This window comes from Streptomyces sp. NPDC107765 (genome assembly GCF_055657085.1).
In genome coordinates, this window is the sequence record NZ_JBVKBL010000006.1 from 198,280 (window position 1) to 223,650 (window position 25,371).

Consider the following 25,371-nt stretch of genomic DNA (forward strand, 5'->3'; position numbering starts at 1 on the left):
GGCCGGAAGTTGAACGGGCCCGGAACGCGGAACACCCATCGCCCGTCGATTCGGGGACGCAAAAATACCCCGCGACGCATTTGACGTCCGGGGTATTTCTCTGCGTATATTGAGGGCTTCTGTGTCTTGGTTGCACAAGACCACTACCCAATGTTCCAAAGCAAACTGTACTTGAGCGGAGTCGAATTGTCAAACGAGGAATTGCGGCAGGAGCAGGAATTCATCGACCTGCTCTACGAGCGCCTCGCGGAAATGCGCGCGGAAGCCGCGACCGCGGTACGAAAGGCCCTGGCGCTCGCGGGGAACAACGCCCAGGCGCGGCTGGAGCGCGATGTCGCGGTGGCCGAGCAGTCCGGCGTGCTGGCCGCCGTCGACGCCGGGGAGTCCGGGCTCTGCTTCGGCCGGCTGGCCTTCCGCGACGGCCGCGACCACCACATCGGCCGGATCGGCATCCGCCGCGACGACGCCGACCACACCCCGCTCGTCCTCGACTGGCGCGCCGAGGTCGCCCGCCCCTTCTACCTCGCCACCGGCCACACCCCCATGGGCCTGCGGCGCAGACGCCACATCACCACCGAGGGCCGCCAGGTCACCGCCCTGCACGACGAGATCCTCGACCTCACCGACACCGTCCGCACCGGACACGAAGGTGCCGACGCGGACGCCGTGCTGCTCGCCGCCCTGGACACCGCCCGCACCGGCCGGATGCACGAGATCGTGCAGACCATCCAGGCCGACCAGGACCGCATCATCCGTGCCCCGCACCACGGCGTCCTCGTCGTCGAAGGCGGCCCCGGCACCGGCAAGACGGTCGTCGCCCTGCACCGTGCGGCCTATCTGCTCTACGCCCACCGGGAACAACTCGCCCGCCGCGCCGTGCTGATCGTCGGCCCCAACCCCGCCTTCCTGAGCTATATCGGCGAGGTGCTGCCCGCCCTCGGCGAGACCGGGGTGCTGCTGGCCACCCCCGCGGAACTCTTCCCGGGCGTCACCGCGACCGGAACCGACACGCCCCGGGCCGCCGAGGTCAAGGGCGGCGCGGCCATGGCCGAGGCGCTCGCGCGGTTCGTCCAGGAGCGGCAGACCCTGCCCGACCCGGAGATCGTCATCGAGCACGACGACGGCGAACTGCGGCTGGACGCACCGATGGCGGAGGCGGCCCGGCGCCGGGCCCGCGAGACCCGGCTGCCGCACAACCTCGCCCGCCCGCACTTCGCGTTCCGCATCATCGACGCACTCACCGCCCAACTGACCGACCGGATCGGCGCCGACCCCTACGGCGGCCCGAACCTGCTCGGTGCCGACGACATCGCCCAGCTCGGCAAGGCCATCGCCACCAGCCGCGAAGTGCACCGCGCCATCGAGGAGTTGTGGCCCGCCCTGACGCCCCGGCAACTGGTCGCGGACTTCCTCGCCGAGCCCGTCCACCTCCCCGAGGCGGACGCCGACGCGATCCGGCGGACCGGTGGGGAGTGGACGCCCGCGGACATTCCGCTGCTCGACGAGGCGGCCGAACTCCTCGGCGAGGACGACTCGGCGGCCCGCGCCGCCGCCGAGGCCGAGCGCCTGGAACAGATCTCCTACGCCCAGGGCGTGCTCGACCTCTCCTACGGCTCCCGCACCCAGGAGTTCGAGGACCGCGAGGACGAGGACTCGGAGGTGCTCGCCGCGCACGACCTGGTCGACGCGGAACGGCTCGCCGAGCGGCACGAGGAGGCCGACCACCGCAGCGCCGCCGAACGTGCCGCGGCCGACCGCACCTGGGCCTTCGGCCACATCATCGTCGACGAGGCACAGGAACTCTCCGCGATGGCCTGGCGGTTGCTGATGCGCCGCTGCCCGACCCGCTCGATGACCCTGGTCGGAGACCCGGCCCAGACCGCGGAACCAGGCGGCTGCGGTGCCTGGGAGACGATCCTCGCCCCGTACGTCGGCGACCGCTGGCAGCACACCCGGCTCGGCGTCAACTACCGCACGCCGACCGAGATCATGGAGGTCGCGGCCGAGGTGCCGCGGTCCCTGGACCCGGAGTTCGCGCCGCCCCGCTCGATCCGGTCCACCGGCGTACGGCCCTGGGCGCAGCGCACCGACGACCTGGCGGGCGCGGTGGCCGAGGCCGTCGCACGGGAGAGCCGGGCGGACGGCCGGCTCGCGGTGATCGCCCCGCGCTCCCGGCACGCGGACCTGCTGCCGCTGCTCCCGTCCGCCTCCGCCGGACCGGCCCCGGACCTGACCCGCCCGGTCGTGCTGATCGATCCGCGGCAGGCCAAGGGCCTGGAGTTCGACACCGTGCTGGTGGCGGAACCGCAGGAGCTGGGGGCCAGCGATCTGTACGTCGCGCTCACCCGGGCGACCCAGCGGCTGGGCGTGCTCCACACCGGGCCGCTGCCAGCCGGGCTCGCGGCGGCGCCGCTGGCGGAGGCCGCCGCGGCCGACCGGTGACGCCCGGCGCGGGCGGCGCGGGGCGGGGGAGCGGCGGCGGAATGCCCGCGCCGGTCCGCCGTTCCACGCCGCCCCCGAGCGCCGGTGATGCCCCGTCAGGCCCGCGGACCGGGGCATGAAGGCACCCGCCCCCGGCCAGGCACTCTGCGCCCCGCGCGCACCACCCGGCGAGCGGGCCCGTCCGAGATCACGGTCCCGTTCCGCCAAGGGGGAGTTTCGGCATGCCCGGACCGCACGGCACGCTTCCGCACCACGCCCGGCAGGGGAGGCGTCCGCGTCACGCCCTGACCCTCGTGCTCGCCGCCGCGGTCCTCGCCCTGCCGGCCGGCCCGGCCGCACTCGCCGCGCCGGGCCCCGCCGCTGTCGAGCGCCCGCCCACCGGCTCCCTGCGGCAGGCCGCCCACCAGGTCATCCCGCTGGTGAACGGAGAGCGGGCGGCGCACGGCTGTCCGCCCGTGCAGGGGAACGCGGCGCTCCAGCGGGCGGCGCAGCGCCATGCGGACGACATGGCCGCCCGCCGGTTCTTCGGCCACACCCATCCGGACGGTGCCGATCCGGGAGCCCGGATCACCGCGGCCGGCTACGCGTGGTCCGCGTACGCCGAGAACATCGCGGTGGGCCGGCCGGCCCCCGGCCGCCGTCATGAAGGACTGGATGAACAGCGCCGGCCACCGCCGTAACATCCTCCGGTGCGACCCGAAGGACATCGGCGTCGGCATCCGGGAGGGCACCGGCGGGCCGTGGTGGACACAGGACTTCGCCGCCCGCTGAGATTGAGAGCGGTGCGGAGGTCGGCGGTCCGGTCGAGCGAGGCGGTGACCCGGACGTCCAGCAGCCGGGTACCGCGGGCGAACGCCTTCGTCGCGAGGGCGGTGTTGAGCCGCTCGGCGGCGGACGCGGAGAGGGTGATCGGGGCCTTGAGGCGCAGCACCCGGGTCCTGGGGTTCAGCGCGGTCCTGAGGTCGGTGCGGGGGAAGCTGCCCAACGTGATCCGGGTGCCGCGGCCGGTGCCGGCGCTGAGCGTGCCCTGGCCGAGGTCGGCGGTGAAGCCGGTGAGCCGGAGGGTCTTGTGCGCCTTGGCACGTACGAGGGCCACTCCGCCTCCGCCGAACCGCAGTTCGCCGCCTGCCTTGCCGCCGCTGTTGGTGACCGCACCACCCGAGAGGGGCAGGCTCAGCGTGCGGCTGCCGTCGCGTGCGAGGCGCGGGCGCGGCTTGCCCTTCGCGCCGAGGGTCTTGGGCACCACACCGCGGGCGGCGAGCCGGGTGAGGAGGGCGGACGGGACACGGAAGCGGGCGGTGCCCCGTTCGACGGGAACCTCGGTGGTGCCGGCGTGCCGCGCGGCGGTGGTCCGGCTGTGGGGTGGGGGAGCGGCGCCGGGTGGGGGGCCGGCGGCGACGAGTGCGGTGGTCGTGAGCGTGAGAGCGGCGGCGGTGGCGAGACGGCGAGCGTGCATGCGGGACCTCGCTATGTCATGTGATGTACCGATCTGCCACCTTACGTTCCGATCGGTCGGCCGCGGCTGAACGGCGCAGTGCGGCTGACGGCCGGTCAGTGCCGGCCGGCCGGAACGGCCCTACCCTCCTCGACCACGGCGGCGGCGGACGCGGTGAACTCCGGGTCCGGTTCCAGGAACCGGATGGCGACCGCGGTCAGGAGGTGCAGTCCGGCGAAGATCCAGACGATCCCCTCGATCCCGAACGGGCCCAGGGCGAGCGCGACGACGGCCGGCCCGGCGAAGGTGCTGAGCCCCGCGCCGAGGTTGAGCGCGGACATCGCCTGACCCTTGTGGCGCGGCGCCAGCGCCGGCACGAGCGCCGAGATCGGTACGTAGCCGGCCAGTGCGATGCCGTAGAGCGCGGCGGCCACCGCGGACGCGGCGAAGGACGGGCCGGCCACCAGCGGGACGTAGTACAGCGCGAGGCAGGTCAGCGCACAGGCCACGGCGCCGAACCAGGTCATGGTGCGCTGCCACCCGAGCCGGTCCCCGACGGCGCCGAAGAAGAGATTGGCGAAGATGTTCGCGGTGAACATCACGCTGAGCAGCCGCAGCCACGCCGAGGTGGTGAATCCGGCCGTCTCCGTGAAGAAGAACGGCATGCAGACGAGGAACCCGAACTGGGAACCGGTGCTGACGACGCGTACCGCGGCACCCACGGCGACCCGCGGGCGGCGCCGCATGATCGAGACGCTGCCCGCCAGCGTCGCCAGCGGCCGTTCACCGGCCGGGGCGAGCCGGCACCGTCCGGTGGGTTCGCGCACCAGCAGCAGGGCGAGCAGTCCGCCGAGCGTCACCAGCCCGAGCGCGAGCCAGAGCGTGCGGTACGAGCCGACCTGCGGGATCGTCGCGCTGGCGAGCAGCGAACCGAGCGTCGGCAGGCCGCCGGTGAAGGCGAACCAGTACCAGCCGACCGCCGTGCCCAGCCGGTGCGGCGGGGTCGCCGCGGTCACCCACACCAGGAACCCGTAGGCGAACAAGGGGTAGCCGAAGCCGCGCAGTCCGTAGACGAGCAGCAGCAGCGGATAGTTCATGGCCGGCAGCGCGACCGACAGCAGGAGCAGCTGGAAGACGAGCCAGATGACGAACCCGGCGGTCATCACCCGTCGCGGTCCCCAGAGGTCGGACAGTGCTCCGGAGAGCCAGGCGCCGACGGCGACGGTGATGCCGTAGACGGCGATGACGACCGCCGCGTCGGCCTTGGTCAGGCCGTGGTCGGCCAGGTACTTCGAGAAGAACCCGGTCTCCACGCCGTCGCCGGTCATGAAGAGCAGGACGCCGACGAAACCCCAGGTCAGGGCCGGGGGGATGCCCAATCGTGCGAGGCGGGAGCGGTCGGTCGCCGGCCGGGGCGCACCGGCCGGGGTCCGGGCCGGGCTCGACGAGGGGGCGGGGCTGCTCATGGGCCCTCCAGGGCGGAGAAGGGAGGAGATGCGGGTTCCACCGCCGCGTCGGCGGAGTCGGAAAGTGCCGCCGGGTGGTGGACCGGCCGCAAAGTCTTCTCGTATTTTGTGCGAAATCAAGACTGCTCTGTTAAAAAAGAGCGCACATCCTCGAAGACCCCAGGGAGCCGTGCCCGCCATGACCGCCACCCCCGCACAGCCCGCCACCCCCGCGAAGACCGCGATCCCCGCCACCATGCGCGCCGCCGTCCTGCACGGCCCCGGGAAGCTGACGCTCGAAGAGCGCCCCGTCCCCGCCCCCGGACCGGGAGAGGTCCTGGTCCGCGTCGAAGCGGTCGGCACCTGCGGCTCCGACGTGCACTACTACCGGCACGGCCGGATCGGCGACTTCGTCGTACGGGAACCCCTCGTCCTCGGCCACGAGGCGGCCGGCACCGTGGTCGCCTGCGGGCCGGGCGTCGACCCGCGGCGGACCGGCCGGCGCGTCGCCGTCGAGCCCGGCACCCCGTGCGGCACCTGCGGCGCATGCCGGGCCGGCCGCTACAACCTCTGCCCCGGCATGCGCTTCCTCGCCACGCCCCCGGTCGACGGTGCCTTCTGCGAATACCTGGCCGTCCACCAGGATTTCGCCCATGACGTCCCCGACTCCCTGACCATCGAGGACGCCGCCCTGCTGGAGCCGCTGTCGGTCGCCGTCTGGGCCTGCCGCAAGGCCCGCGTCGCCCCCGGGGACCGGGTGCTGATCACCGGAGCGGGACCCATCGGCCTGGTCGCCGCCCGCACCGCACGCGCCTTCGGCGCCCGGGAGGTGCTCGTCACCGACGTCGTCCCGCACCGCCTGGAACTCGCCCGCGCGGCCGGCGCCACCGCCCTCGACGTCTCCCGAAAGCCGCTGCCCGAGGCCGGATACACCCCCACCGTGCTGCTGGAGTGCTCCGGCGTCCCCGCGGTGACCGGCGAGGCGATCCGCACCGTCGGCCGGGCCGGCCGGGTCGTGCTCATCGGCATGGGCGGGGACGAGATCCCGCTCCCGCTCGGCCGGGTGCAGAACCACGAACTCGAACTCACCGGGACCTTCCGCTACGCCCACACCTGGCCCACCGCGATCGCGCTGGTGGAGTCCGGTGCGGTCCGGCTCGACTCGCTGGTCTCGCACCGTTACGGTCTTGCCGAGGCCGAGCACGCACTGACCGTCGCCACCACGGACGCGACCGCCGTGAAGGCCGTCATCCATCCGCAGCGGTAGGCGTGCCGCTGCCGCTGTGCGACCGGGAAAGGGGCGGCCCCGATGGCTTCCACACGGTCGTCGCTGGCCGAGGTCGACCGGCGACGCCAGGACGTACTGGCCTTCGTCGTCGAACGCGGAGAGGTCCGGATCGACGAACTGGCCAGGCACTTCGGGGTCAGCCTCGCGACCATGCACCGCGACCTGGACCAGCTCGCCGAACGCCGGCTGCTGCGCAAGGAACGCGGCCGGGCCGCCCCCTTCCCCACCCTCACCATGGAAACCGCCACCCGCTTCCGCATCGGCGTGCAGCGCCCGCTGAAGGAGGCGCTGTGCGCCGCGGTCGCCGACGAGATCCGGCCCGGCAGCACCGTCGTCCTGGACGACTCGACCACGCTGTTCCCGCTCGCCGCGCGGATCGCCCGGACCGAGGCGGTCGCCGTGGTCACCAACTCCCTCGGCGTGGCCCGGCTGTTCGACGAGACGCCCGGCGCCGAGGTCACGCTGCTCGGCGGCCGCTACCGCGGCGAGTTCGGCTCCTGCGTCGGCCCCGACGTCCTGCGCGCCCTCGGCCGGCTGCGCGCCGACCTCGCGGTGATGTCGGCCGTCTCCGTCCTCGGCGGCCGGCTCTTCCACCCGATCCGCGAGTACGCCGAGATCAAGGAGGCCATGCTGGACTGCGCCCGGCGCTCCCTGCTCCTCGTCGACCACACCAAATTCGGCAAGACCGCCACCCACGTGTACGGCGACGCCGGCCGCTACGACCGCATCGTCACCGACCGCGCCACCCCCGCCGCCGAACTCACCGCCCTGCGCGACCGCGGCGCGACGGTCGACGTGGTGGACGCCTGACCTGTCCGCGCGCGCAGCGGCACGGTCGTCACCCGCCGGGGCGCGGGTCCTCCGCGGACGCCGGTGCGCGGTTGCCGGTGCGGGTGGCGCCGATACCGGCGAGCACGACGCAGACGACCCCGGCCGCCGGGCCCGCGCCGGGCAGCTGGCCGAGGGTGACGGCGCCGATGACGAGGGCGATGGCGGGTTCCAGGCTCATCAGGGTGCCGAAGGCGCTGGTGGAGAGCCGGCGCAGGGCCAGGAATTCGAGGCTGAACGGGATGACCGGGTGCAGCACCGCCAGCGCCAGGCCGGTGAGCACCAGCGGCCAGGTCACCGCCCCCAGGGCGGACGGTCCGGCGAACAGCGTGGCGACCAGGGCGGCCACCGGCATCGAGACGGCCAGGCCGTTCAGACCGGTGACCCGGTCGCCGACGCGCTGGGTCAGCAGGATGTACCCGGCCCAGCAGGCCGCGGCGGCCAGCGCGAGCCCGAGGCCCACCGGGTCACTCCCGCCGTGCCAGGGTTCGGTGAGCAGCACCACCCCCACCGCGGCCAGTGAGGCCCACAGCTTGCGGCCGCCCCTCGCCCCGAACATCGCCACGCCGAGCGGCCCCAGGAATTCCAGTGCGCTGGCCGTCCCCAGCGGGATGCGGGCGACCGCGCACATGAACAGCAGCATCAGCCCGGCCGTGACCACACCCAGCCCGAGGCAGGCGAACAGGTCCCGGCCGGTGAAATCGGAGCGGCGCGGGCGGACGAGGACCAGCAGGAGCACCCCCGCCCACGTCAGGCGCAGCGCCGTCGTTCCCACCGGCCCGAGCTGGTCGAAGAGCCGCACCGAGAGCGCGAGGCCCAGCTGGACGCAGCTCATCGAGGCGAGGGCCATCAGCACACCGGCGTCCGCCCCGCGCAAGGAGGGACGGCGGGCGGTGGTCGGGGACGTCAGGGCAGGTGGCGCGGTCATGGCCGTCAGTAGACGGTCTCGGCATCGTTGCCGTCCACGTGCCGATCATGGACATTCCGTTCGGGAAAGCTGAACAATGACGCGCATGGAGACGCGGCGCCTGGAACTACTGGTCGAATTGTCCCGGCTCGGGTCGATGCGTGCCGTCGCCGAGACGCTCGGAACGACCACCTCGACGGTCTCCCAGCAGATCGCCGCGCTCGCCCGTGAGACGGACACCACGCTCATCGAGCCGGACGGGCGCCGGGTCCGGCTGACCCCGGCGGGCCGGCGGCTGGCCGAACACGCCGTGACGATCCTCGCCGCGGTCGAGGCGGCCCGGCTCGACCTGGGACCCGGGGCCGAGCCCCACGGCACCCTCAGGGTCGCCGGATTCGGCACGGCGATCCGTACGTACCTGCTGCCGATCGTCACCGGGCTCGCGACGAGCCACCCCCAGGTGCGGATCCTCATACGCGAGCACGAGCCCGCCGAGGCCCTGCACGCCCTCGCCGCCGACGAGACGGACCTCGCGCTCACCTACGACTACAACCTCGCACCGGCCACCCTCGACCCGTCCGTCGGCGCGACGCCGCTGTGGACCACGGAATGGGGCCTCGGTGTCCCCGCCGGTACGCAGGTGCCCGAGGGCACGGCCCTGGGCGTCGTCACCCACTTCCGGGCGGAGAACTGGATCGTCAACTCCCGGAATTCCGCGGACGAGGTGGCCATCCGCACGCTCGCCTCGATGGCGGACTTCACGCCCCGGGTGACCCATCAGGCCGACAGCCTCGACCTGGTGCAGGCGATGATCGCCGCCGGGCTGGGCGTCGGGCTGCTGCCCGGGGACCTCGCACCCTTCCCCGGCGTCCGCATCGTCCGGCTCACGGCTCCGGAGGTCGTCCTGCGCGCATACGCCGTCGCCCGCCACGGCAGCATCAACTGGCCCCCACTGGCGCTGGTGACCGGCCTCCTCGCCCGCCGGACCCACGAGGACAGCCGCCCGCCGCGCCGGTAGCCGCCGGGCGGGTGACGTACGGTCGCGTACCTTCGGGGGAATGCCGGCCCGCGGGCGTTCGGGAACCGCTGCCGGGTGATACCACCTCTGGGTAGGCACGGGCGCGCGGAGGGCGGTGGCGGCCAGGTGCGGAACCGACCCGGCAGGAAGCGGGAGAGTACGTCCGGCGCCTCCGAAAGCGGCGGCCGGCCACGCGGCCGGCTCGCGGTCCTGCGGACCCGCGGCGGCCGGCGGACCGTGACCGTACGCCGGACGGCGGGCGGGGGACCGGAGCGCCGCCCGGTCGTACCCGCCGGGCCGTCCCCGATGCTCCAGGCCGCCGCCGCGTACGGGTGGCGCCTGATCATCGTGGGCGCGGTGGTCTACGCGGTCTTCGTGGCGCTGGGCAAGTTCCACCTGGTGACCCTGGCGGTCTTCCTGGGACTCGTCCTGACGGCCCTTCTGGAGCCGCTGACCAGCCTGCTCGACCGCTGGATGCCCCGGTCGGTGGCGGTCGCCTCCGGCCTGCTGCTCGGCATCCTGCTGCTCTTCGGTGTGCTGAGCCTGATCGGTGCGAACGTCGCGGGGGAGTGGGCGGGCCTGCGCCGGGAGTTCGACGGCGGTGTGGCCAGGATCGAGCGATGGGCCCAGGGCCCGCCGGTCCACCTGAGCCGCGAGACCCTCGCGCATCTGCAGACCTGGGTCCGCAGGTTCGTCTCCACGCACCGGTCGGCGCTGATCAGCACGGCACTGAGCGGCGTGGACCGGCTCGTCGAAGCGGCGACGGTGGGCGTGCTCGCGCTGTTCTGCTCGGTCTTCTTCCTGCATTCCGGCGGCCGGATGTGGCGCTGGTTCGGCGGCCAGCTGCCCGGCGACCGGCGCCGCCCGGTCCAGCTCGCGGGCCGTGCCGCCTGGACCACGTTCACCGGCTACACCCGCGGCATCGTCCTGGTCGCCGCGATCAACGCCGTGCTCGTGGGCGTCGCGCTGTTCATCCTGGGCGTGCCGCTCGCCGTCCCGCTGGCCGTGTTGGAGTTCTTCGCCGCCTTCATCCCGCTGGTGGGCTCGCCGGTCGCGCTGGCCGTGGCCGCCGTGGTGGCGCTGGCCGCCAAGGGCCCGTTGATCGCGCTGATCGTCGTGCTGCTGATCGTGGTCATCGGCCAGATCGAGGGCCATGTGCTGCACCCGCTCGTGATGAGCCGCGCGGTCCAGCTGCATCCGGTCGTCGTGGCGCTCTCGGTGGTCTGCGGCGCGGTCACCGCCGGTGTGCCCGGCGCGATCGTCGCGGTACCGCTCGTTTCGGTGGTGTGGTCCGTCTACAGCGTGCTGCGCGCGCTCCCCGCCGCGTCCTTCCGGGCCCCCTGAGCGCACCGCGCGCCCGGACGCCGATTGCGGCTGCGGCACCGTCCGGGGCACTCTTGCGTCATGTCATACGTGCGGCTCGAAGCCTGGATCGGTGGGGAGTGGCTGGAGGTGGACTCGGTGAGCGTGAGCCTCGTGGAGTCCGCCCTCACGCTCTCCTTCGAGCACCAGCGGACCGAATCCGGCTACCGGGATCTCATCTGGGAGCCGTTGGAGAAATTCCTCCGCGAGTACCGCGACGAACCGCTCGTCGTCGTACCGCGCCGACGCAACCTGCCGGTGATGTTCGGCCCCGGCGCCGCGGGGCCGTTCCGGCTCGCCGAGGTGACGACGGACGGCTGACCTCCGCTGACATCCCGTCAGCGGAGGGGACATTTCGTGGCCATCTACGGCCCGGCTGAGGGAATGCTCTCCTAGGGGCCCAGTTCCGTGCTGTCAGACCGAACGTACCGGGTCGGCAGCTACGTTCTCACCGCATTTCCGTCAAGAGGATCGTCGGAAACGAGCAAAACTGGCAACTATTTGACCGGACTGTCGCGTCCTCCGTGCAGAGTCATCAGGTGGGGGCTCCCGTCACCACACCGCCACCGCGGCGGGTGGGAACCGGGTCTTGTAAAGGAGAAAGCATGCGACCGTTTGCGTTGAGCTACGCCCGTCCGGCGGTGACACCGTCGACCGCCGCGCCGTACACCTATGACGCCGCGCGGCAACTCAACGTACTGCCCGACGGACGCCCGGCCACCTCCAGCCGGGCCGTGCTGCTGGCCACCGGCACGACCGCGTCCACGGCCGGCTCCAAGACCCACTTCGACGACTGAGCGTCCATGACCGTCCTGGTCCTCACGTGCGAGGAGGACTTGACCGCGGACATGGTGGTCACGATCCTCCACGACCGCGGTGTCCCGCTCGTCCGCCTCGACCCCGCCGACCTGCCGGGCCGGGTCGCCCTGTCGGCGGACTACGCCCACCACGTCTTCCACGGCCACCTGAAGGCGGACGAACGCATGGTGAGCCTGCGCAGCCTGCGGTCGATATGGGTCCGCCGGCCCGGGGCCCCGGGCACCCGTGCCGAGGAACAGTCCGCCTGGCTCGCCACGGAGGCCGAGCACGCGCTCTACGGCATGCTCACCTGCACCCCGGCGCGCTGGATGAACCACCCCGTCGCGGCCGCGCAGGCCCGCTACAAGCCCTGGCAGCTGCACCTCGCCCAGCAGAGCGGATTCACCATCCCGCCCACCCTGATCACCACCTTCCCCTCGGTCGCCCGGCAGTTCGCCGCCACCCACCGCGACCTCGTGGTGAAGTCGGTGTCCGGCAAACACCCCGGCGAGCCCCCGATGGTGCTGCCCACCACCCGGATCGGCCCGGACGTGGACTTCACCGGAGTGGCCGCCTCCCCCACGCTGCTCCAGCGCCACATCCACAAGCAGGCCGACATCCGGCTCACCTGCGTCGGCGGCCGGCTCTTCGCCGCCCGCAAGCAGGCCGATCCGGACGAGGTCGACAGCCGTTTCACCCAGAACGCCGCCTGGAAGCCCACCGAGGTCCCCGACACGGTCCGGCGCTCGGTCGCCGCGTACCTGCGCCTCGCCCAACTCTCCTACGGAGCCTTCGACTTCGCGGAGGACCGGGAGGGGGCCTGGTGGTTCCTCGAATGCAACCAGGGCGGTCAGTTCGGCTTCATCCAGCTCGACACCGACCAGCCCATCGCCCAGGCCATCGCCACCTGGCTGGCCGAGGAACCCGGGTGACGCCGGCACCCACCCCCTCGGGCCCCGCGGCCCGGTGACCGACTCCCGGAACGACGGGCTCAGCGGATCCATACGGCGATTGTCGCCCGGACGGGGCGCTGAGTGGGGGTGGGACGGTACGGCGAGTGTGGAGGGACGGTGTGCCATCCGGTGCGAAATCTCCCACGCAGGTCGTCCAGGACGGTGCGGCGCACACCAGCCGTCAGATTCCGCGCATCGCCGGCTTCCGGCTACCGCAGCAGCCACTTCCCGGTCATTCCCCTCACCTCCGCGCGGTGGCGCGGGCCGTGGTCGGCGGCGACGAAGTGGTTGCCGGTCCGCAGGGAGAAGGCGAGCAGGCTGCGCACCTCGACCTCGTCCTCGTCCTCGTCAAGCCCGACGGGCGGTTCGGCGCCCTCTCCATGGCGGCCTTCAAGCCCTTCCGCTACCTGGGCGTCCACCCGGCACTGTGCCGCGGGATGGGCCGCAGGTGGCAGGAGGGCTGACGCACCGGACCCCGTGCGGACGGCTCGTCAGCCGCCGTCGCGTGTCCCGCCGGTGCGGTCGCGCCGGGCCGGGACGAGCGCACCGAGCATCAGGACGGCGGTGACCGCGAAGGCCGCCGGATAGCCCGTCCAGCCGGCGATCACCCCGAAGCCGGCCGCGCCCACGCCCATGCCCGCGTCGTACGCGACGTTCCACAGCGCGCTCACCGTGCCGTAACCGGAAGCAGGCACCCGGGCGTACATCAGCGTCAGGGTGGCGTTCTGGACGAGGCCGAATCCGGTACCGAAGAGGGCGACCCCGGCGACCACGGCGGCGGGGCTGTCCGTCAGCACCAGGCCGAGCGTCCCGGCCGCGGACAGCAGCAGACCGGGCAGCACCAGCCGGGACGGGCCGTGCCGGTCGCCGTACCTGCCGGCGACCCAGCGCGCGACGACCGCGGCGAGCGGCTGGACGAACAGCGCCACCGCGACCACCCCGGCCGAACCGGACGCCACCGCGAGCGGCAGGAACGTCACGATGATCCCGGCCGCCAGCGCGGTCGTGGCGAAGACGGCCGCCGGCCGCAGCAGCGCCCCGTCCCGCAGCCCGGCGACCACGCCCACCGACGGCCCCGCCGCCACCTCCCGGTCGGGCAGCCCGGGGACCGCGGCGACCGACACCAGCGCGACCAGTCCGGCGGCCACCGCGACCGGGCCGTACCCCACCTGCGCCACGAGCCACACACCCAGCGGCAGACCGCACAGCGAGGGCACCGCCGAAACGACGCCGACCAGCGCCAGTCCCTCCCCGCGGCGCGCGGCCGGTATGAGCGAGGCGGTCAGCGCGCCACCCGCGACGACGGCCGCCGCGAACCCCAGTCCGCGCAGGAAGCAGACGGCGACGATCCCCGCCATCCCGCCCGAGAGGGGCAGCACCAGCGCGGGCGCCCCGAGGAGGAACAGGCCGCCACCCAGCACCAGCCGGTATCCGAAGCGGCTCACGAGGCGGGGAGTGGCCAACTCCCCCAGCACCGTGGCCAGCATCAACGTCCCGGTGGCCACGCCCGGCGCCCCGCCGCCTCCACCGGACGCCTCGACGTACCGCGGCACGACCGGCAACAGCAGGAAGAAGCTCGCGGAGGCACCGACCATGCTCACGAAGCGCAGCAGCAGCGCACGGGTCACCAGACGTGGCCGCGCACCGGCCGCGGTGTCCGGGCAACGAGGGTCCATCGATGTGGTCATGGGGCGACGCTAGAGTCCGGGTGGACCCCCGGTAAGCTCCAATTCCGTGTCGCCACAGTGGTCCGGTCTGTCGCCCGATCTCCTGGTGGCCCTCGACCGGAACAGCGGTGAACCGCTGCGCTCCCAGGTGGAACGCGCACTGCGGGACGCCATCCGCACCGGACGGCTCCAGGTAGGGGAGCGGCTGCCCTCCTCCCGCCAACTCGCCCGCGAGGCCGGGCTGTCCCGCGGCCTGGTCCAGGACTGCTACGCCCAGCTCCAGGCCGAGGGCTACCTCGTGACCCGGGTCGGCTCCGCCACCAGGGTCGCCGCCGGCGCCTGCGCACCACCCTCGCCGGCCCCGCCGTCCCGCCCCGAACCGCCGCGCCTGCTGGCCGACTTCCGCTGGGGCGTCCCCGACCTCCGGTCCTTCCCGCTCGGCGACTGGCTGTGGGCGATGCGCGAGGCGGGCCGCACCCTGCCCACCGCGGAACTCGACTACGGCGACCCGCGCGGCAGCGCCGTGCTCCGCGAGGTGCTCGCGGGCTACCTGCGCCGGGTACGGGCCGCCGCGGCCGCCCCCGAACGGCTCGTGATCTGCTCCGGCTACGCCCAGGGCCTCGACCTGGCCCTGCGCGCCCTCGCGCGAACCGGTATCCGTGCCGTCGCCCATGAGGACCCCGGCTCACCGGCCACCCTCACCGCGGCCGCGGCGTCGGCCGGCCTGGCGGCGGTGCCCGTACCGGTGGACGAGCAGGGCATCGATGTCGCGGCGCTGGCCGCCACCGACGCCCGGGCCGTCGTCGTCACGCCCGCTCACCAGTGGCCGACCGGCGTGGTCCTCGCCCCCGAGCGGCGGCTGGCCCTGCTCGACTGGGCGGAGCGCCGGGACGGCTTCGTCATCGAGGACGACTACGACGCGGAATTCCGCTACGACCGGGAGCCGGTCGGGTCGTTGCAGGGACTCGCGGCCGGCCGCGTACTGGCCGTCGGCACCGTCAGCAAATCCCTCGCCCCCGCGCTGCGCCTCGGCTGGCTGCTCTGCCCGCCCGCCCTTGCCGCACCCGTCACCGCACTCAAGCAACGGGCCGACCGCGGTTCCCCCACGCTCGACCAGCTGGCCCTGGCGAAGCTGATCGAATCCGGCAGGTACGACCGGCAGCTGCGGCGGATGCGGACGGTCTACGCGGCCCGCCGGGACGCCCTGGTGGCGGCACTGGCCACCCATGCCCCCGGCGTCGCGGTCACCGGCCTGGCAGCCGGCTTCCACGCCGTCGCCCACCTCGCCCCCGGGACCGACGAGCAGGCCCTCATCGCCGCCGCCCGCACCCGGTCCGTCGGCCTCCACGGCATGAGCGCCTGCCGCTCGACCGGCGCCACCGCACCCGCCCAACTCGTCCTGGGCTTCGGCGACCTCGGCGAGCGCGCCATCACCGCCGGTATCGCCGCAGTCGGGGACCTGCTGGGCGGGTGCGGGCCGAGGGAGGCCGACCAGGACGCGGGCGACCGGCCAGGACGAATTCCTGCCCTTCCACCGGTCGGCCCGCACTCTTCCTGATCGGACCGCTCCGAACTGGGCATCCTCATACGTGACCGCCTCGGTAGCATTGCCGCGGCGAGGAAGATCGCGAGCGGCCGGCGGCCGCTCGCGTGGACCGGACCGGGGCGGCACCGCCCCGGTAAGTCGTCAGAAAGGACAGGGGTTTGCGTACCACCGAGGCGGCAGCACGGGAGCGCATCGCGGCAGCGCTGCGCACGGACGCCGACGATATCGCCGACCGCTGGGTGCAGTTGCAGCTGGCCCGGGCGGCCTCGGGGGACGGGGTCGGGGAGAGCGCACTGCGCGAGGAGGCCGACGCACTGCTCGGCGCCCTGCTCGCCGGACTCGAAGGCGACCTCCCGGTGGAGCGGGTCTTCACCGGCCACCAGGCGCTGCGGCAGGCGGTGTCCGACCTCTCGCTGCGCCGGGCCCGCAACGGCGTGAGCCCCACCGTCACCGCGCTGGCGGTGATGGCGCTGAAGGAGGCGCTGCTGGAGGCCGTACAGCGGCACAGCGGGGACGGCGACGAACTCTTCGCCGCGTCCCTCCTCGCCAACCGTCTGCTGGACACCGCCGGCGCGCTGTCCTTCGAGACCTACGTCGACGGCCGGGAAGAGATCATCCGCCGGCAGAGCCGGCAACTGCTCGAAGTCTCCACGCCCGTGGTGCGGTTGTGGCGCCAGGTCCTCGCCGTTCCCCTGATCGGCACCCTGGACACCGCCCGCACCCAGGTCGTCATGGAGAACCTCCTGGAGGCCATCCAGGAGCACGAGGCGCTGGTCGCCATCATCGACATCACCGGCGTGCCCACCGTGGACACGGCCGTGGCCCAGCACCTGATGCAGACCGTCAACGCGGTACGGCTGATGGGCTCGGACTGCGTGATCAGCGGGATCCGGCCGCCGATCGCCCAGACCATCGCCCAGCTCGGCATCGACCTGTCCACCATCCTCACCCGCGCCACCCTCGCCGACGCGCTGGCCGCCGCGATCCAGCTCACCGACGCCGCGCCGGCCGTGACCGCACCGGGGGCGGACCGATGAGCAGCCCGCCCGCCACCGGAGTGCCGATCCTGCGCCTCGGGGACGTCCTGGTCACCGGCCTCCTCAACGAGCTCGACGACGAGTCCGCCGTGCTCTTCACCAGCGAGCTCACCGAGCGGATCGCCACCGAAGGGGCCCGCGGGGTGCTGATCGACATCTCCCGGCTGGAGATCATCGACTCCTTCGTCGCCCGCATGCTGATGGAACTCACCACCACCGCACGGCTGTTGGGCGCCCGGGTCATCGTGGCCGGCATGCGCCCGCCGGTGGCCATCACGCTCGCCGAACTCGGACTGCAGCTGAACGGGGTGGAGACCGCCCTCAACGCGGAACAGGGCATGGCGGCCCTGGGCTGGCACCAGAGCCCAGAGCCACCCGGAGAGGCTCGTCATGACCGGCGCCGGTGAGTCCAGGGGCACGACCGTGCTCGGGGACGCGGAGCGCCGCGCGGCCAACGGCGAGGCCGTCGCCCGGCCGGCCACGTACGGCGTGCGCAGCGAACAGGACCTGCTGACGGTCCGTCATGCCGTACGGGCCGCCACCCGCCGGGTCGGCTTCAGCATCGTCGACCAGACCAGGGTCGTCACCGCCGCCAGCGAACTCGCCCGCAACGCCTACGTCCACGGCGGCGGCGGAACCCTCACCATCGACTACCCGACCCGGCGGGACGCGGTCGGCCTGCGGCTGACCGTCACCGACGACGGCCCCGGCATCGACGACGTCCCCACCGCGCTCGCCGACGGCTACACCACCGGCTCCGGACTCGGACACGGCCTGGGCGGCGCCCGGCGGCTGATGGACGAATTCGACATCCGCACCGAGGTGGGTGGCGGGACGACCGTGACGGCCACGCGGTGGGCCGTACGGTGACCGCCCCGCCGCCCACGGCGTACGTGCCCATCGACCACTACAGCGCCGTCCACGTCGCCGCGGAGACCGCCCGCGCACTGGCCCGGGACTGTGCGCTGCCCGCACCGCTGCCCGACCAGGCCGCCGTCCTCGCCTCCGAACTCGGCAGCAACCTCGCCAAACACGCGGTCAACGGCGCCCTGTACGTGCAGCGGACCCCGCTCGGCGACGGCGTGGAGATCCTCGCCGCCGACCGCGGACCGGGCATGACCGAGCTCGGGCGGTGCCTGGCCGACGGCTACACCACCACCGACACCCTCGGCGCGGGCCTGGGCGCGGTCGGCCGGATCGCCACCACCTTCACGATCCGCAGCGCGCCCACCGACGGGACGTTCGCCTGCGCCCGGCTCACCCTGTCCGCACAACCGGCCACGGGCCTGCACGGACTCGGTGCGGTCTGCCTCCCGGCCGCCGGTGAACGGCTCAGCGGTGACGCCTGCGCCGTCGCCGACGGACCGGACACCCGCACCGCCCTCGTCGTCGACGGACTGGGCCACGGCCCGCCGGCCGCCGAGGCCGCACAGCTCGCGGTGCGCACCTTCCGGCGCGAGCCGCACGGCCCGCTGCCCGACATCCTGCACGCCGTCCACCGCGCCCTGCGCCACACCCGCGGCGCCGCCGCCGCACTGCTGCGGTTGCACCCGGACCGCGCCGAGTACTGCGGGGTCGGCAACGTCCGCGCCCTGGTGGTCACCCCGGACCGCGTCCACCACCAGCTCACCGGGCAGCCCGGCGTGGCCGGCCTGAACCTGCCCCGCGCCCATCCCCGCGAGCTGCCCATGGAGGACGGGGCCACCGCCGTGCTCCACACCGACGGCCTGGACCACCGCTGGACCCGCACCCCGCCGCCGTTCCTGCTGCGCCTGCCGCCGCCCCTGCTCGTCACCGCCCTGGCCCACGGCCACCGCCGTACCAGGGACGACGCCACCGTCCTTGCCACCAACCGCTACCAGAGACCCTTGTGACCCCACGCGTACTCCACACCCTCCCGGCGCTCCAGCAGGCCGTCCGCGGGCTGGCCGAATCCAGTGCGCTGCCCGTCGAGACCCGGGCCCGTCTGGTGCTCGCCGTGAGCGAATCGGCCGGTGCCGCGCTCGACGCCGGCCAAGCGGTGACCCTGGAGGTCACCCGGGAGACCGGCCGGGGCCGGGCCGCGGCGCCCGCCCTCGTCCTCACCCTCCGCACCCCGGGCGCGGCCCGCCCGCCGCGCGCCGGGCGCTCCCCGCTGCCGGCCCGCACCGGATCCGACGGGTCACTGACCTGGCGCGTCCCGCTCACCGACCCCGGCGGCGGCCCGGAACCGCACCGCCCGCACGGTGCCGCGGACACCGCGACGACCGAGACCGCCGCGCTGGAGGAGGAACTGCGGGCGGCGCTGGGCCGCGTGGACGCCCTCGTGGCCGAAAAGCGCCGGCTGACCGAGGAACTGGAGGAGACCAACACCGGTGTGCTGGCCCTCTACGTCCAGCTCGAAGAGCGCGACGAGCGGCTCCGCAACGCCCACGGCCAGACGCTGCGCGAACTCGAGGACGCCCTGCGGCCGCCGCCACTGACCGTCGACGGCCTGGAACTCGCCGTCCACTACGCACCGGCCGGCACCGACGCCCCCACCGGCGGGGACCTCTACGACTGGTTCCTGCTGCCGGACGGCACCGTGCACATCACCATCGTCGACGCCCTCGGCCACGGGGTGCGCAGCACCCGCAGCGCGCTCAACGTCACCCACGCGGTCCGCACCCTGGCCCTCGAAGGCCACCCGCTGGAATCGATCGTGGCGCGCACCCACGAGATCCTCACCCCCTTCGACCCCGAGCTGATGGCCACGGTCCTGCTCGTCCGGCTCCACCCCGCCACCGGCGAACTGCAGCTGGCCAACGGCAGCCACCCGCCGGCGCTGGTGGTCCGCCGCGACGGGACCGCGGAATTCCTGGAGGTACGCGGCCGCGGCGTGGGCTTCCCGCTGCCCGGCAGCGAACGGCTGCTGCGCACCCGGCTGCACGAGCAGGACCTGCTCGTGCTCTACACCGACGGCCTCACCGAAAGCCGCCGGGACCCGCTGGAGGGCGAACAGCGGCTGATCGAGAGCGTCTTACAGCACCGGCACCGCCCGATAAGGGAGATCCCCGGCGCCCTGGCGGAGGACATGCACGCGGTCATCCTGCACTCCGACGACACCCTCGCACTGACCCTCCGGCGGGCCCCGCAGCCGGGGTAGGCAGGAGCACCTCCGGTGCTCACGGGGTGGCGCTCACCGCTCCCGCCGGCGGCACGGGATCAGCGCGTGCACCGTCTTGCCCTGGTCGGTCAGGCACACCGACGTGGCGATCGCGAGCCGCTGGACCATCGGCCAGCCGAAACCCCCGGTGTCGCCGTCGACATCGGCCACCCGTCCCACGGGCGGATCGCTGGACGCGTCGGTCACGCCCACCGCGAGCGCATCGCCGCAGACGGCCAGCCGCAGCGAAAACGAGGAACCGGTCGCGTGCCGTACGGAGTTGGTGACGAGCTCGCAGACCACGAGCACCACCGCGTCGGCGGCGCGGGCGTCCACCGGGGGCCGCAGGCCCGCCAGGAACTTCCGGGTGACCTCGCGCGCGGTGGCGGCCGCCCTGGGCCGCCTGGCCATCGTCGTCACCTGCGCCGACGGCGAGGGGGCCGACGGCGTCATGCCGTGGTGCCGGGCCGTGGTGCTGCTCAACAGGATCACCTCGTTCGTGTCGTCCTCGAGACGGGCCACCGGGCCGCCACATCGTCCTCCGCGCATGCCTCCGGTCCGCCGGACGGTGACCGCCGGCAATCCCGTGTGCCATACACGGAGAGTCACTCCCCTCGTGTGTCCGTCGCAGCACAGGTCAAGAGCATGGCCCTGACCTGCTATTCCGTCAGCCTCTTCAATTGCAGATCCTTACTACCCTGGTCACACTGCGTTAATCCGCCCGTTTGGTAAGGGATCACCAGAGCTTGTCGATCGTCCCCGGATACAGCGCGAGACGGGCATACCGGAACGCGGCGCGGTGCCGCCGGGCCTCGGCGGAGAAGAAGTCGGCCATGGTGACCTTGTCGAAGGGCGGTTGGTCGCTCGGGAGGGGACACCGCGGCGTGCCGCCGATGAGATGGGTGCCGGGCAGCAGCCGCCAGCCCGCGCTCCGGTAGAAGGGTTCGAGGGGCCGGTCACAGGTGAACACGCCCAGATCCAGGCCCGCATCGGCCATGGCCGTACGGGCGGCGGCGACCAGCCGTCGGCCGTATCCCCTGCCGCGTACGTCGGGTCGGGTCACGACGGTGCTCAGCCCGCCCGCCCGGTAGCGCCGGCCGGCGTGCACCAGCGGCTTGGACAGCACGTCCAGCGCCGCCACCACTGTGCCGTCGTCGACGAGCAGCATCGAGCGGGGATGCAGCGCCGGATCGTGGGTGAGGGCGGCGCCGGGGCCGGGGGAGGGCTCGGCCGGGGGCCATGCCTGGTGCTGGAGGTCCAGGACCTGCGCGCGCAGGGTGGCCGGGGTGTCCGCTTCCGGGAAGCACAGGAGTTGCATGCGGTGATCGTGCCTGGCCCCACTCCGCACCGAAAGCGCGTTTTCGCCCGCGGGGCGGCTCAGGTTCCCAGACAGTCGACGAACGACACCCGCCCGCCCGCGCCCTCGATGAAGTCCTGCGCCGGGTGGTTGCGCAGCAGGCACATGTCGTAGCGGGCCTTGGGGCCGCCGTCGCCGTCCTCCTCGTAGAAGTGCTTCCCGGACAGCTGGCACGAGTCGTAGCGCACCAACGGGCCCCGGGGGCCGATGCGGTAGCGGTGCGGGCGGCTGGCCCCGGCGAACGGCTTGAAGGCGTGCGCGGTGTCGTCGCAGTCGTTGAAGTGCACCGTGCCGCTGTCCCAGGCGCAGTCGATCACGACGGTGTCCGGGCCGCGCACCTCGAAGCGGATGTCCTCGGCGTGGAAGCGCTGGACGGAGTCGTGGTGCGGGCCGCGCGGGAAGCGGAAGAAGGTGCTGGTCCGCCCGTAGTCGGGGGAGTCGCCGGGGCGGCGGCCGGTGATGATGTACGAACCGCCGCGGCAGGTGACCGAGCCCCCGTAGGGGAACTCCAGGAAATTCCCCCAGGAGTACTCGACCTTCATGTCGGTGAACCAGTAGTTGAGGAACTGGTCCTGCTGCGACTGGTCCGGCGACTTCTGCGACAGCCCGGAGTAGAGGAACGCCTTGCGGTAGGAGCCGCCCACCCGGCACGCGTCCCAGCGCATCTCGGAGTTGGTGTTGCTGCCGTCGAGGGCCAGCCCGTAGGTCCACTCCCCGGTCCACTCGCACTCGGAGAAGCGGTAGTCCTGGGCCTGGCCGGTCGAGAACGAGTAGAAGAACGAGGCGCCGGGCGTGCCGGAGCGGAAGGCGATCTGCTCGAACATCACATTCGCCCAGCCGTCCTCGTTGCGGCACAGGTAGGCGTCCTTGGCCCGGGACGGCGCGAAGATCAGCTGCGTCATCCGCTTCCCGGCCCCGCGGAACCGCAGGCCGTTGGCCTTGAGCTTGCCGGCCGGCGCGTCGAGCAGCGCGTGCGGCGACCGGATGAGGTACGTCCCGGCCGGAATGTCGATCACGGTCCGGCCGATGTGGTCCCAGACCCGGCCGGCCGCGTAGGCGTAGGCCCGGGCGAACGCACGGCTGTCGTCGGTGCGGCCGTCCCCCTTGGCGCCGCAGTCCGCCACCACGTCGATGACGTCCTTGCCCTTGGGCTTGGGGCCCGTGACCAGCGGCCCCTGCGGGGCCTCGTCGGACGGCTGCCGGTCGGACGCGGAGTCGCAGCCGGCCAGGGCGGCCGCGAGCGCGGCGGCCGTACCCGCCAGAACCGTCCGGCGGCCGGCGCCACCGTTTGACGGAGAGGTCCTGCCTGCCATGATGTGCTCCTCCGGGGGGTCCATTTCATCGAGTGGGGGGACATGAGTCAGTTCGGATATGCGCTCAGGGAACTGTCGGCGGCCCAGAAATCCGCGAAGGGGGTGTCCCTGTATTCGCGCTATGTGAACCGGCCGGCCGGGCGGATACTCGCCGCGGCGGGCCATCAGCTGAAACTCACGCCCAATCAGGTAACGCTCATCAGCGCGGCCGTGACCTTCGCCGGGGTGGTGATGATCGCGACCCTGAAGCCCTCGCCCGCCGCGGCGCTCGGAATCGTCGCGGCACTCGGCCTGGGTTTCGCACTGGATTCGGCCGACGGCCAGCTCGCCCGGTTGACCGGCTCCGGCAGCGCCGCGGGGGAGTGGCTGGACCATGTGGTCGACTGCGCGAAGATGCTCGCCGTCCACATGGCCGTACTCCTCGCCTTCTACCGTCACTTCGGATTCTCCGACCCGGTGTTCCTGCTGCTGCCGGTGGCCTTCCAATTCGCTGCGGTGATGGTCTTCTTCGGCGGAATCCTCACCGACCAGCTCAAGCGCGCCGAGCGGCTGCGGAACGGCGCGGGCCGGCCCGCCGCGGCACCGGTGTCCACCCTGCGTGCGGTGGCCCTGCTCCCCGTCGACTACGGCGTGTTCTGCGCGGCCTTCCTGCTCTTCGGCAGCCGTGACCTGTTCGTCGCGGCGTACAGCACGCTGCTCGCCGCCCATCTCCTCTTCATGGTGGCGTTCCTCGTCAAGTGGTACCGGGAACTGTCCGTCCCCGTGCGCTGACGGCCGGGAACGAGGCAGCGGGGCGTTCCCCGGAAGTACTCCGGGGAACGCCTCCGCACACCTCTGCCGGCCTCCCGTATTACGCCGAATTCGCCAGCCCGTCGAGCGCCTTGCGCAGCAGTGTGCTCGACGTGTGCACGGTGTAGGGGAAATAGATCACCTCGACGCCGACCGCCGCGAAATCCCTTTCGAGCTTGTCGCCCTTGCTCGTTCCCCGCCAGTCGTCGCCCTTGAAGAGGACGTCGAACCGGACCTGCTCCCAGGTCACCAATTTGTCCGGCACGGTTTCCACGAACGCCGCGTCCACGAAACGGACGCTGCGCACGATTTCCAGCCGCTCGGTGAGCGGAATGACCGGTGCCGTGCCCTTGGCCTGCTCGGCCATTTCGTCCGAGACGACCCCGGCCACGAGATAGTCGCACTGGCTCTTGGCATGCCGGAGAATGTTCAGATGCCCTATGTGGAACAGGTCGTAGACCCCGGGTGCGTATCCCACGCGGTGCGTCATGTGCTCCCCAGTCGGCGAATGGTCAGTTCTTGGCGGTGACGTTGACCGGGCCGTTGCGGCCCGAGACGTTGGTGCCGTCGGTGACCTCCAGCGAATATCGGTGCGCCGAGCCGGGCTCCACGGTGTCCGTGAAGCTCATCTCCGGCCGGTCCCAGTAGCGCGAGTCCTTGGTGAGCGAGGTCAGGTACACCCCGTCCCGGTAGAGCTTGTACGTCAGCGCGCCGTTGTCCCGGTCCCACGAGGACTTCCAGGTCAGCGTGATCTTCCCGCGCGACGGGCTCGACCCGCTCATCAGCGGCACCTGCGGCGCACCGGTGTCCGGAGCCGCCGCGAACCGCGTCAGACCCTGCTGCGGCGCGTCGTTGACGGTGGTGAACTCGCCGCCCGCCCACAGGATCCCGTCCGCCATGGTCAGCGCACGCGGGCCGATCTGCTCGCCGATCCCGTCGTTGGTGTCCGGGAACCACGGCAGGATCGTCTTGTCCGCGATCGACTGGGCGAGGAAGTGCTGCCGGTTGCCGATGTCGGGGAAGCCGCCCGGGGTGTCGGAGCAGTTGTGCGCGTGCGACCCGCTGTAGAGGACGCCCTTGTACGGCAGCACGGCCTGGGTGGCGCCCAGGCAGGTGTCCTTCCAGATCTGCCCGCCGTCCGACAGCCGGCCGGCGATCCGCCCGTCGAAGACACCGCCGCCGGTACCCTCGGCGCCCAGATAGAAGTTGGTGCCGTCGTTGACGAGCGCCTTGACCGCCGACCTGCTGGGGATCCAGCCGGTGAAGGTGTTGACGACCTTGCCGGTGGTCGCGTCGAGCCCGGCCAGCGCGTGCACGCTCAGCAGACTGCCGTTCACCGAGGTGAACCGGCCGCCGATGATGACCTTGTTGAGCTTCGGGGCGACCGTGATCGCGTTCACCCCGGGCGTCGGGTCGTTCGGGATCGACGAGCCCCGGATCGTCGCCTTGAACGGCAGCAGCTCACCCGTCGGACGCAGTGCGGCGACCCGCTCGCGGGTCTGCCCCTGGACGGTGGCGAACTGGCCGCCGATGTAGACCGCGTCGTCGGTCACGTCGAGGGCGCGCACGGTCGAGCTGACCGTCGGTTTCCAGTCGTCGCCGATCGTGCAGTCCGCGGTGTCGAGCGAGGCGGTGTTGGAGCGCCCGACCGGACCGGCCTTGCCGAACGAGCCGCCGATGTAGATCAGCGAACCGTCGGGCGAGGCCTTCATCGCGCGGATGGTGTTCTCACCGCCGCTGAACGCCGGGGCGCAGGCGAGCGGTTGGCCGGTTTTGGCGTCGAACGCCGCGAAGTTCCTACGGGCGAGCTCACCGCTGCCCGGGGCCGCACCGGGCGGCCGGATGTGATCGAACCGGCCCCCCACGTAGACGATGCCCTTGGCGTACGCCAGGGACCACACGATGCCGTCGGTCTGCCAGGTGCTCAGCGGATCGGCGGTCAGTGTGGCCTCGCCGTTGGCCTGGGCCGGACCGACGGCGAGCGCCGTCGAGGCGGTGCCGAGCACCGCGGCCGCGAGGAAAAGATGGACGGGTCTGCTTCGTTGGCGCACAGGTCCCCCCT

25 protein-coding genes and 2 pseudogenes are annotated in these 25,371 nt (G+C 72.9%); 18 read left to right on the forward strand and 9 right to left on the reverse strand.

Annotation, left to right across the window (positions count from 1 at the left end):
• Nucleotides 1-150 precede the first annotated feature (150 nt).
• The 3 genes and pseudogenes from ACZ7MX_RS17230 to ACZ7MX_RS17240 form a co-directional block, all read left to right on the forward strand.
• Nucleotides 151-2,442 (forward strand): HelD family protein, encoded by a 2,292-nt coding sequence (locus ACZ7MX_RS17230; RefSeq protein ID WP_472132872.1) that lies wholly within the window; start codon nt 151-153, stop codon nt 2,440-2,442.
• A 221-nt stretch (nt 2,443-2,663) separates the two neighbouring features.
• A pseudogene (locus tag ACZ7MX_RS17235) lies at nt 2,664-2,990 on the forward strand (CAP domain-containing protein); the annotation flags it as partial.
• Nucleotides 2,938-3,141, forward strand: a pseudogene (locus tag ACZ7MX_RS17240) (CAP domain-containing protein); the annotation flags it as partial. The pseudogenes ACZ7MX_RS17235 and ACZ7MX_RS17240, both read left to right, overlap by 53 nt.
• On the opposite strand, the gene ACZ7MX_RS17245 reads toward ACZ7MX_RS17240, so the two are convergent.
• Complete coding sequence (locus tag ACZ7MX_RS17245) at nt 3,083-3,898, reverse strand: hypothetical protein (RefSeq protein ID WP_472132874.1); 816 nt, start codon at nt 3,896-3,898, stop codon at nt 3,083-3,085. The pseudogene ACZ7MX_RS17240 and the gene ACZ7MX_RS17245 sit on opposite strands and share 59 nt — an antisense overlap.
• A gap of 95 nt (nt 3,899-3,993) precedes the next feature.
• A complete protein-coding gene (locus ACZ7MX_RS17250) occupies nt 3,994-5,343 on the reverse strand; it encodes an MFS transporter (RefSeq protein WP_472132876.1) in 1,350 nt (449 codons plus the stop codon).
• Between the two features lie 178 nt (nt 5,344-5,521).
• Here ACZ7MX_RS17250 and ACZ7MX_RS17255 point away from each other — a divergent pair, with 178 nt between their 5' ends.
• Nucleotides 5,522-6,589, forward strand: a complete 1,068-nt coding sequence (locus ACZ7MX_RS17255) for an NAD(P)-dependent alcohol dehydrogenase (protein ID WP_472132878.1) — start codon at nt 5,522-5,524, stop codon at nt 6,587-6,589.
• 42 nt (nt 6,590-6,631) lie between these two features.
• Nucleotides 6,632-7,420: a DeoR/GlpR family DNA-binding transcription regulator gene (locus ACZ7MX_RS17260; protein WP_472132880.1), complete on the forward strand. Its 789-nt coding sequence runs from the start codon at nt 6,632-6,634 to the stop codon at nt 7,418-7,420.
• Between the two features lie 28 nt (nt 7,421-7,448).
• On the opposite strand, the gene ACZ7MX_RS17265 is transcribed toward ACZ7MX_RS17260, so the two are convergent.
• Entirely contained in the window at nt 7,449-8,366 is a 918-nt protein-coding gene (locus ACZ7MX_RS17265) for an EamA family transporter (protein WP_472132881.1), read from the reverse strand.
• An 85-nt stretch (nt 8,367-8,451) separates the two neighbouring features.
• On the opposite strand from ACZ7MX_RS17265, the gene ACZ7MX_RS17270 reads away from it, so the two are divergent.
• The 6 genes from ACZ7MX_RS17270 to ACZ7MX_RS17295 all read left to right on the forward strand — a co-directional run bounded on the left by ACZ7MX_RS17270 (nt 8,452) and on the right by ACZ7MX_RS17295 (nt 12,940).
• Nucleotides 8,452-9,363 carry a LysR family transcriptional regulator gene (locus tag ACZ7MX_RS17270; RefSeq protein WP_472132882.1) on the forward strand — a complete coding sequence of 304 codons (912 nt, stop codon included), beginning with the start codon at nt 8,452-8,454 and terminating at the stop codon, nt 9,361-9,363.
• A gap of 126 nt (nt 9,364-9,489) precedes the next feature.
• Nucleotides 9,490-10,707: an AI-2E family transporter gene (locus ACZ7MX_RS17275; protein WP_472132883.1), complete on the forward strand. Its 1,218-nt coding sequence runs from the start codon at nt 9,490-9,492 to the stop codon at nt 10,705-10,707.
• Nucleotides 10,708-10,767: 60 nt separating this feature from the next.
• Entirely contained in the window at nt 10,768-11,046 is a 279-nt protein-coding gene (locus ACZ7MX_RS17280; protein WP_472132885.1) for a hypothetical protein, read from the forward strand.
• A gap of 284 nt (nt 11,047-11,330) precedes the next feature.
• Nucleotides 11,331-11,522: a putative ATP-grasp-modified RiPP gene (gene tgmA / locus ACZ7MX_RS17285; protein WP_030409928.1), complete on the forward strand. Its 192-nt coding sequence runs from the start codon at nt 11,331-11,333 to the stop codon at nt 11,520-11,522.
• A 6-nt stretch (nt 11,523-11,528) separates the two neighbouring features.
• Nucleotides 11,529-12,455, forward strand: coding sequence for an ATP-grasp ribosomal peptide maturase (gene tgmB / locus ACZ7MX_RS17290; protein ID WP_472132887.1), 927 nt, complete (start codon nt 11,529-11,531; stop codon nt 12,453-12,455).
• A 140-nt stretch (nt 12,456-12,595) separates the two neighbouring features.
• The gene (locus tag ACZ7MX_RS17295; RefSeq protein ID WP_472132889.1) at nt 12,596-12,940 is read left to right on the forward strand and encodes a hypothetical protein; all 345 of its coding nucleotides are present in this window, start codon (nt 12,596-12,598) and stop codon (nt 12,938-12,940) included.
• Between the two features lie 27 nt (nt 12,941-12,967).
• Here ACZ7MX_RS17295 and ACZ7MX_RS17300 read toward each other — a convergent pair whose 3' ends face one another.
• Nucleotides 12,968-14,164 (reverse strand): MFS transporter, encoded by a 1,197-nt coding sequence (locus tag ACZ7MX_RS17300; protein WP_472132891.1) that lies wholly within the window; start codon nt 14,162-14,164, stop codon nt 12,968-12,970.
• A gap of 46 nt (nt 14,165-14,210) precedes the next feature.
• On the opposite strand from ACZ7MX_RS17300, the gene pdxR reads away from it, so the two are divergent.
• The 6 genes from pdxR to ACZ7MX_RS17330 all read left to right on the forward strand — a co-directional run bounded on the left by pdxR (nt 14,211) and on the right by ACZ7MX_RS17330 (nt 19,850).
• Nucleotides 14,211-15,701, forward strand: a complete 1,491-nt coding sequence (pdxR, locus tag ACZ7MX_RS17305) for a MocR-like pyridoxine biosynthesis transcription factor PdxR (RefSeq protein ID WP_472132893.1) — start codon at nt 14,211-14,213, stop codon at nt 15,699-15,701.
• A 146-nt stretch (nt 15,702-15,847) separates the two neighbouring features.
• Nucleotides 15,848-16,726: an STAS domain-containing protein gene (locus ACZ7MX_RS17310; protein ID WP_472132895.1), complete on the forward strand. Its 879-nt coding sequence runs from the start codon at nt 15,848-15,850 to the stop codon at nt 16,724-16,726.
• Complete coding sequence (locus tag ACZ7MX_RS17315; RefSeq protein WP_472132897.1) at nt 16,723-17,133, forward strand: STAS domain-containing protein; 411 nt, start codon at nt 16,723-16,725, stop codon at nt 17,131-17,133. The genes ACZ7MX_RS17310 and ACZ7MX_RS17315 overlap by 4 nt, the downstream gene beginning before the upstream one ends.
• The gene (locus ACZ7MX_RS17320; protein ID WP_472132899.1) at nt 17,117-17,596 is read left to right on the forward strand and encodes an ATP-binding protein; all 480 of its coding nucleotides are present in this window, start codon (nt 17,117-17,119) and stop codon (nt 17,594-17,596) included. Before ACZ7MX_RS17315 ends, ACZ7MX_RS17320 begins: the two co-directional genes overlap by 17 nt.
• Nucleotides 17,593-18,600: a SpoIIE family protein phosphatase gene (locus ACZ7MX_RS17325; protein ID WP_472132901.1), complete on the forward strand. Its 1,008-nt coding sequence runs from the start codon at nt 17,593-17,595 to the stop codon at nt 18,598-18,600. The genes ACZ7MX_RS17320 and ACZ7MX_RS17325 overlap by 4 nt, the downstream gene beginning before the upstream one ends.
• The gene (locus tag ACZ7MX_RS17330; protein ID WP_472132903.1) at nt 18,597-19,850 is read left to right on the forward strand and encodes a PP2C family protein-serine/threonine phosphatase; all 1,254 of its coding nucleotides are present in this window, start codon (nt 18,597-18,599) and stop codon (nt 19,848-19,850) included. The genes ACZ7MX_RS17325 and ACZ7MX_RS17330 overlap by 4 nt, the downstream gene beginning before the upstream one ends.
• A 33-nt stretch (nt 19,851-19,883) precedes the next feature.
• On the opposite strand, the gene ACZ7MX_RS17335 is transcribed toward ACZ7MX_RS17330, so the two are convergent.
• From ACZ7MX_RS17335 to ACZ7MX_RS17345, 3 genes are all read right to left on the reverse strand, one after another.
• Nucleotides 19,884-20,333, reverse strand: coding sequence for an ATP-binding protein (locus ACZ7MX_RS17335; RefSeq protein WP_472132905.1), 450 nt, complete (start codon nt 20,331-20,333; stop codon nt 19,884-19,886).
• A gap of 253 nt (nt 20,334-20,586) precedes the next feature.
• Nucleotides 20,587-21,168: a GNAT family N-acetyltransferase gene (locus tag ACZ7MX_RS17340; protein ID WP_472132907.1), complete on the reverse strand. Its 582-nt coding sequence runs from the start codon at nt 21,166-21,168 to the stop codon at nt 20,587-20,589.
• A 59-nt stretch (nt 21,169-21,227) separates the two neighbouring features.
• Nucleotides 21,228-22,520 carry a glycosyl hydrolase family 28-related protein gene (locus ACZ7MX_RS17345; RefSeq protein ID WP_472132909.1) on the reverse strand — a complete coding sequence of 431 codons (1,293 nt, stop codon included), beginning with the start codon at nt 22,518-22,520 and terminating at the stop codon, nt 21,228-21,230.
• A gap of 42 nt (nt 22,521-22,562) precedes the next feature.
• Here ACZ7MX_RS17345 and ACZ7MX_RS17350 point away from each other — a divergent pair, with 42 nt between their 5' ends.
• The gene (locus ACZ7MX_RS17350; RefSeq protein ID WP_472132911.1) at nt 22,563-23,291 is read left to right on the forward strand and encodes a CDP-alcohol phosphatidyltransferase family protein; all 729 of its coding nucleotides are present in this window, start codon (nt 22,563-22,565) and stop codon (nt 23,289-23,291) included.
• 79 nt (nt 23,292-23,370) lie between these two features.
• Here ACZ7MX_RS17350 and ACZ7MX_RS17355 read toward each other — a convergent pair whose 3' ends face one another.
• The gene (locus ACZ7MX_RS17355) at nt 23,371-23,799 is read right to left on the reverse strand and encodes an FAD synthase family protein (RefSeq protein WP_310722932.1); all 429 of its coding nucleotides are present in this window, start codon (nt 23,797-23,799) and stop codon (nt 23,371-23,373) included.
• Between the two features lie 22 nt (nt 23,800-23,821).
• On the reverse strand, nt 23,822-25,360 hold the full coding sequence (locus ACZ7MX_RS17360; protein WP_472132913.1) for a fibronectin type III domain-containing protein: 1,539 nt from the start codon (nt 25,358-25,360) through the stop codon (nt 23,822-23,824).
• Nucleotides 25,361-25,371 lie beyond the last annotated feature (11 nt).

Coding starts and splice junctions, on each gene's coding strand:
- ACZ7MX_RS17230 (WP_472132872.1), top strand. CDS start 151: ATGTTCCAAAGCAAACTGTACTTGAGCGGAGTCGAATTGTCAAACGAG.
- ACZ7MX_RS17245 (WP_472132874.1), bottom strand. CDS start 3,898: ATGCACGCTCGCCGTCTCGCCACCGCCGCCGCTCTCACGCTCACGACC.
- ACZ7MX_RS17250 (WP_472132876.1), bottom strand. CDS start 5,343: ATGAGCAGCCCCGCCCCCTCGTCGAGCCCGGCCCGGACCCCGGCCGGT.
- ACZ7MX_RS17255 (WP_472132878.1), top strand. CDS start 5,522: ATGACCGCCACCCCCGCACAGCCCGCCACCCCCGCGAAGACCGCGATC.
- ACZ7MX_RS17260 (WP_472132880.1), top strand. CDS start 6,632: ATGGCTTCCACACGGTCGTCGCTGGCCGAGGTCGACCGGCGACGCCAG.
- ACZ7MX_RS17265 (WP_472132881.1), bottom strand. CDS start 8,366: ATGACCGCGCCACCTGCCCTGACGTCCCCGACCACCGCCCGCCGTCCC.
- ACZ7MX_RS17270 (WP_472132882.1), top strand. CDS start 8,452: ATGGAGACGCGGCGCCTGGAACTACTGGTCGAATTGTCCCGGCTCGGG.
- ACZ7MX_RS17280 (WP_472132885.1), top strand. CDS start 10,768: ATGTCATACGTGCGGCTCGAAGCCTGGATCGGTGGGGAGTGGCTGGAG.
- tgmA (WP_030409928.1), top strand. CDS start 11,331: ATGCGACCGTTTGCGTTGAGCTACGCCCGTCCGGCGGTGACACCGTCG.
- tgmB (WP_472132887.1), top strand. CDS start 11,529: ATGACCGTCCTGGTCCTCACGTGCGAGGAGGACTTGACCGCGGACATG.
- ACZ7MX_RS17300 (WP_472132891.1), bottom strand. CDS start 14,164: ATGACCACATCGATGGACCCTCGTTGCCCGGACACCGCGGCCGGTGCG.
- ACZ7MX_RS17315 (WP_472132897.1), top strand. CDS start 16,723: ATGAGCAGCCCGCCCGCCACCGGAGTGCCGATCCTGCGCCTCGGGGAC.
- ACZ7MX_RS17320 (WP_472132899.1), top strand. CDS start 17,117: ATGACCGGCGCCGGTGAGTCCAGGGGCACGACCGTGCTCGGGGACGCG.
- ACZ7MX_RS17340 (WP_472132907.1), bottom strand. CDS start 21,168: ATGCAACTCCTGTGCTTCCCGGAAGCGGACACCCCGGCCACCCTGCGC.
- ACZ7MX_RS17345 (WP_472132909.1), bottom strand. CDS start 22,520: ATGGCAGGCAGGACCTCTCCGTCAAACGGTGGCGCCGGCCGCCGGACG.
- ACZ7MX_RS17350 (WP_472132911.1), top strand. CDS start 22,563: ATGAGTCAGTTCGGATATGCGCTCAGGGAACTGTCGGCGGCCCAGAAA.
- ACZ7MX_RS17355 (WP_310722932.1), bottom strand. CDS start 23,799: ATGACGCACCGCGTGGGATACGCACCCGGGGTCTACGACCTGTTCCAC.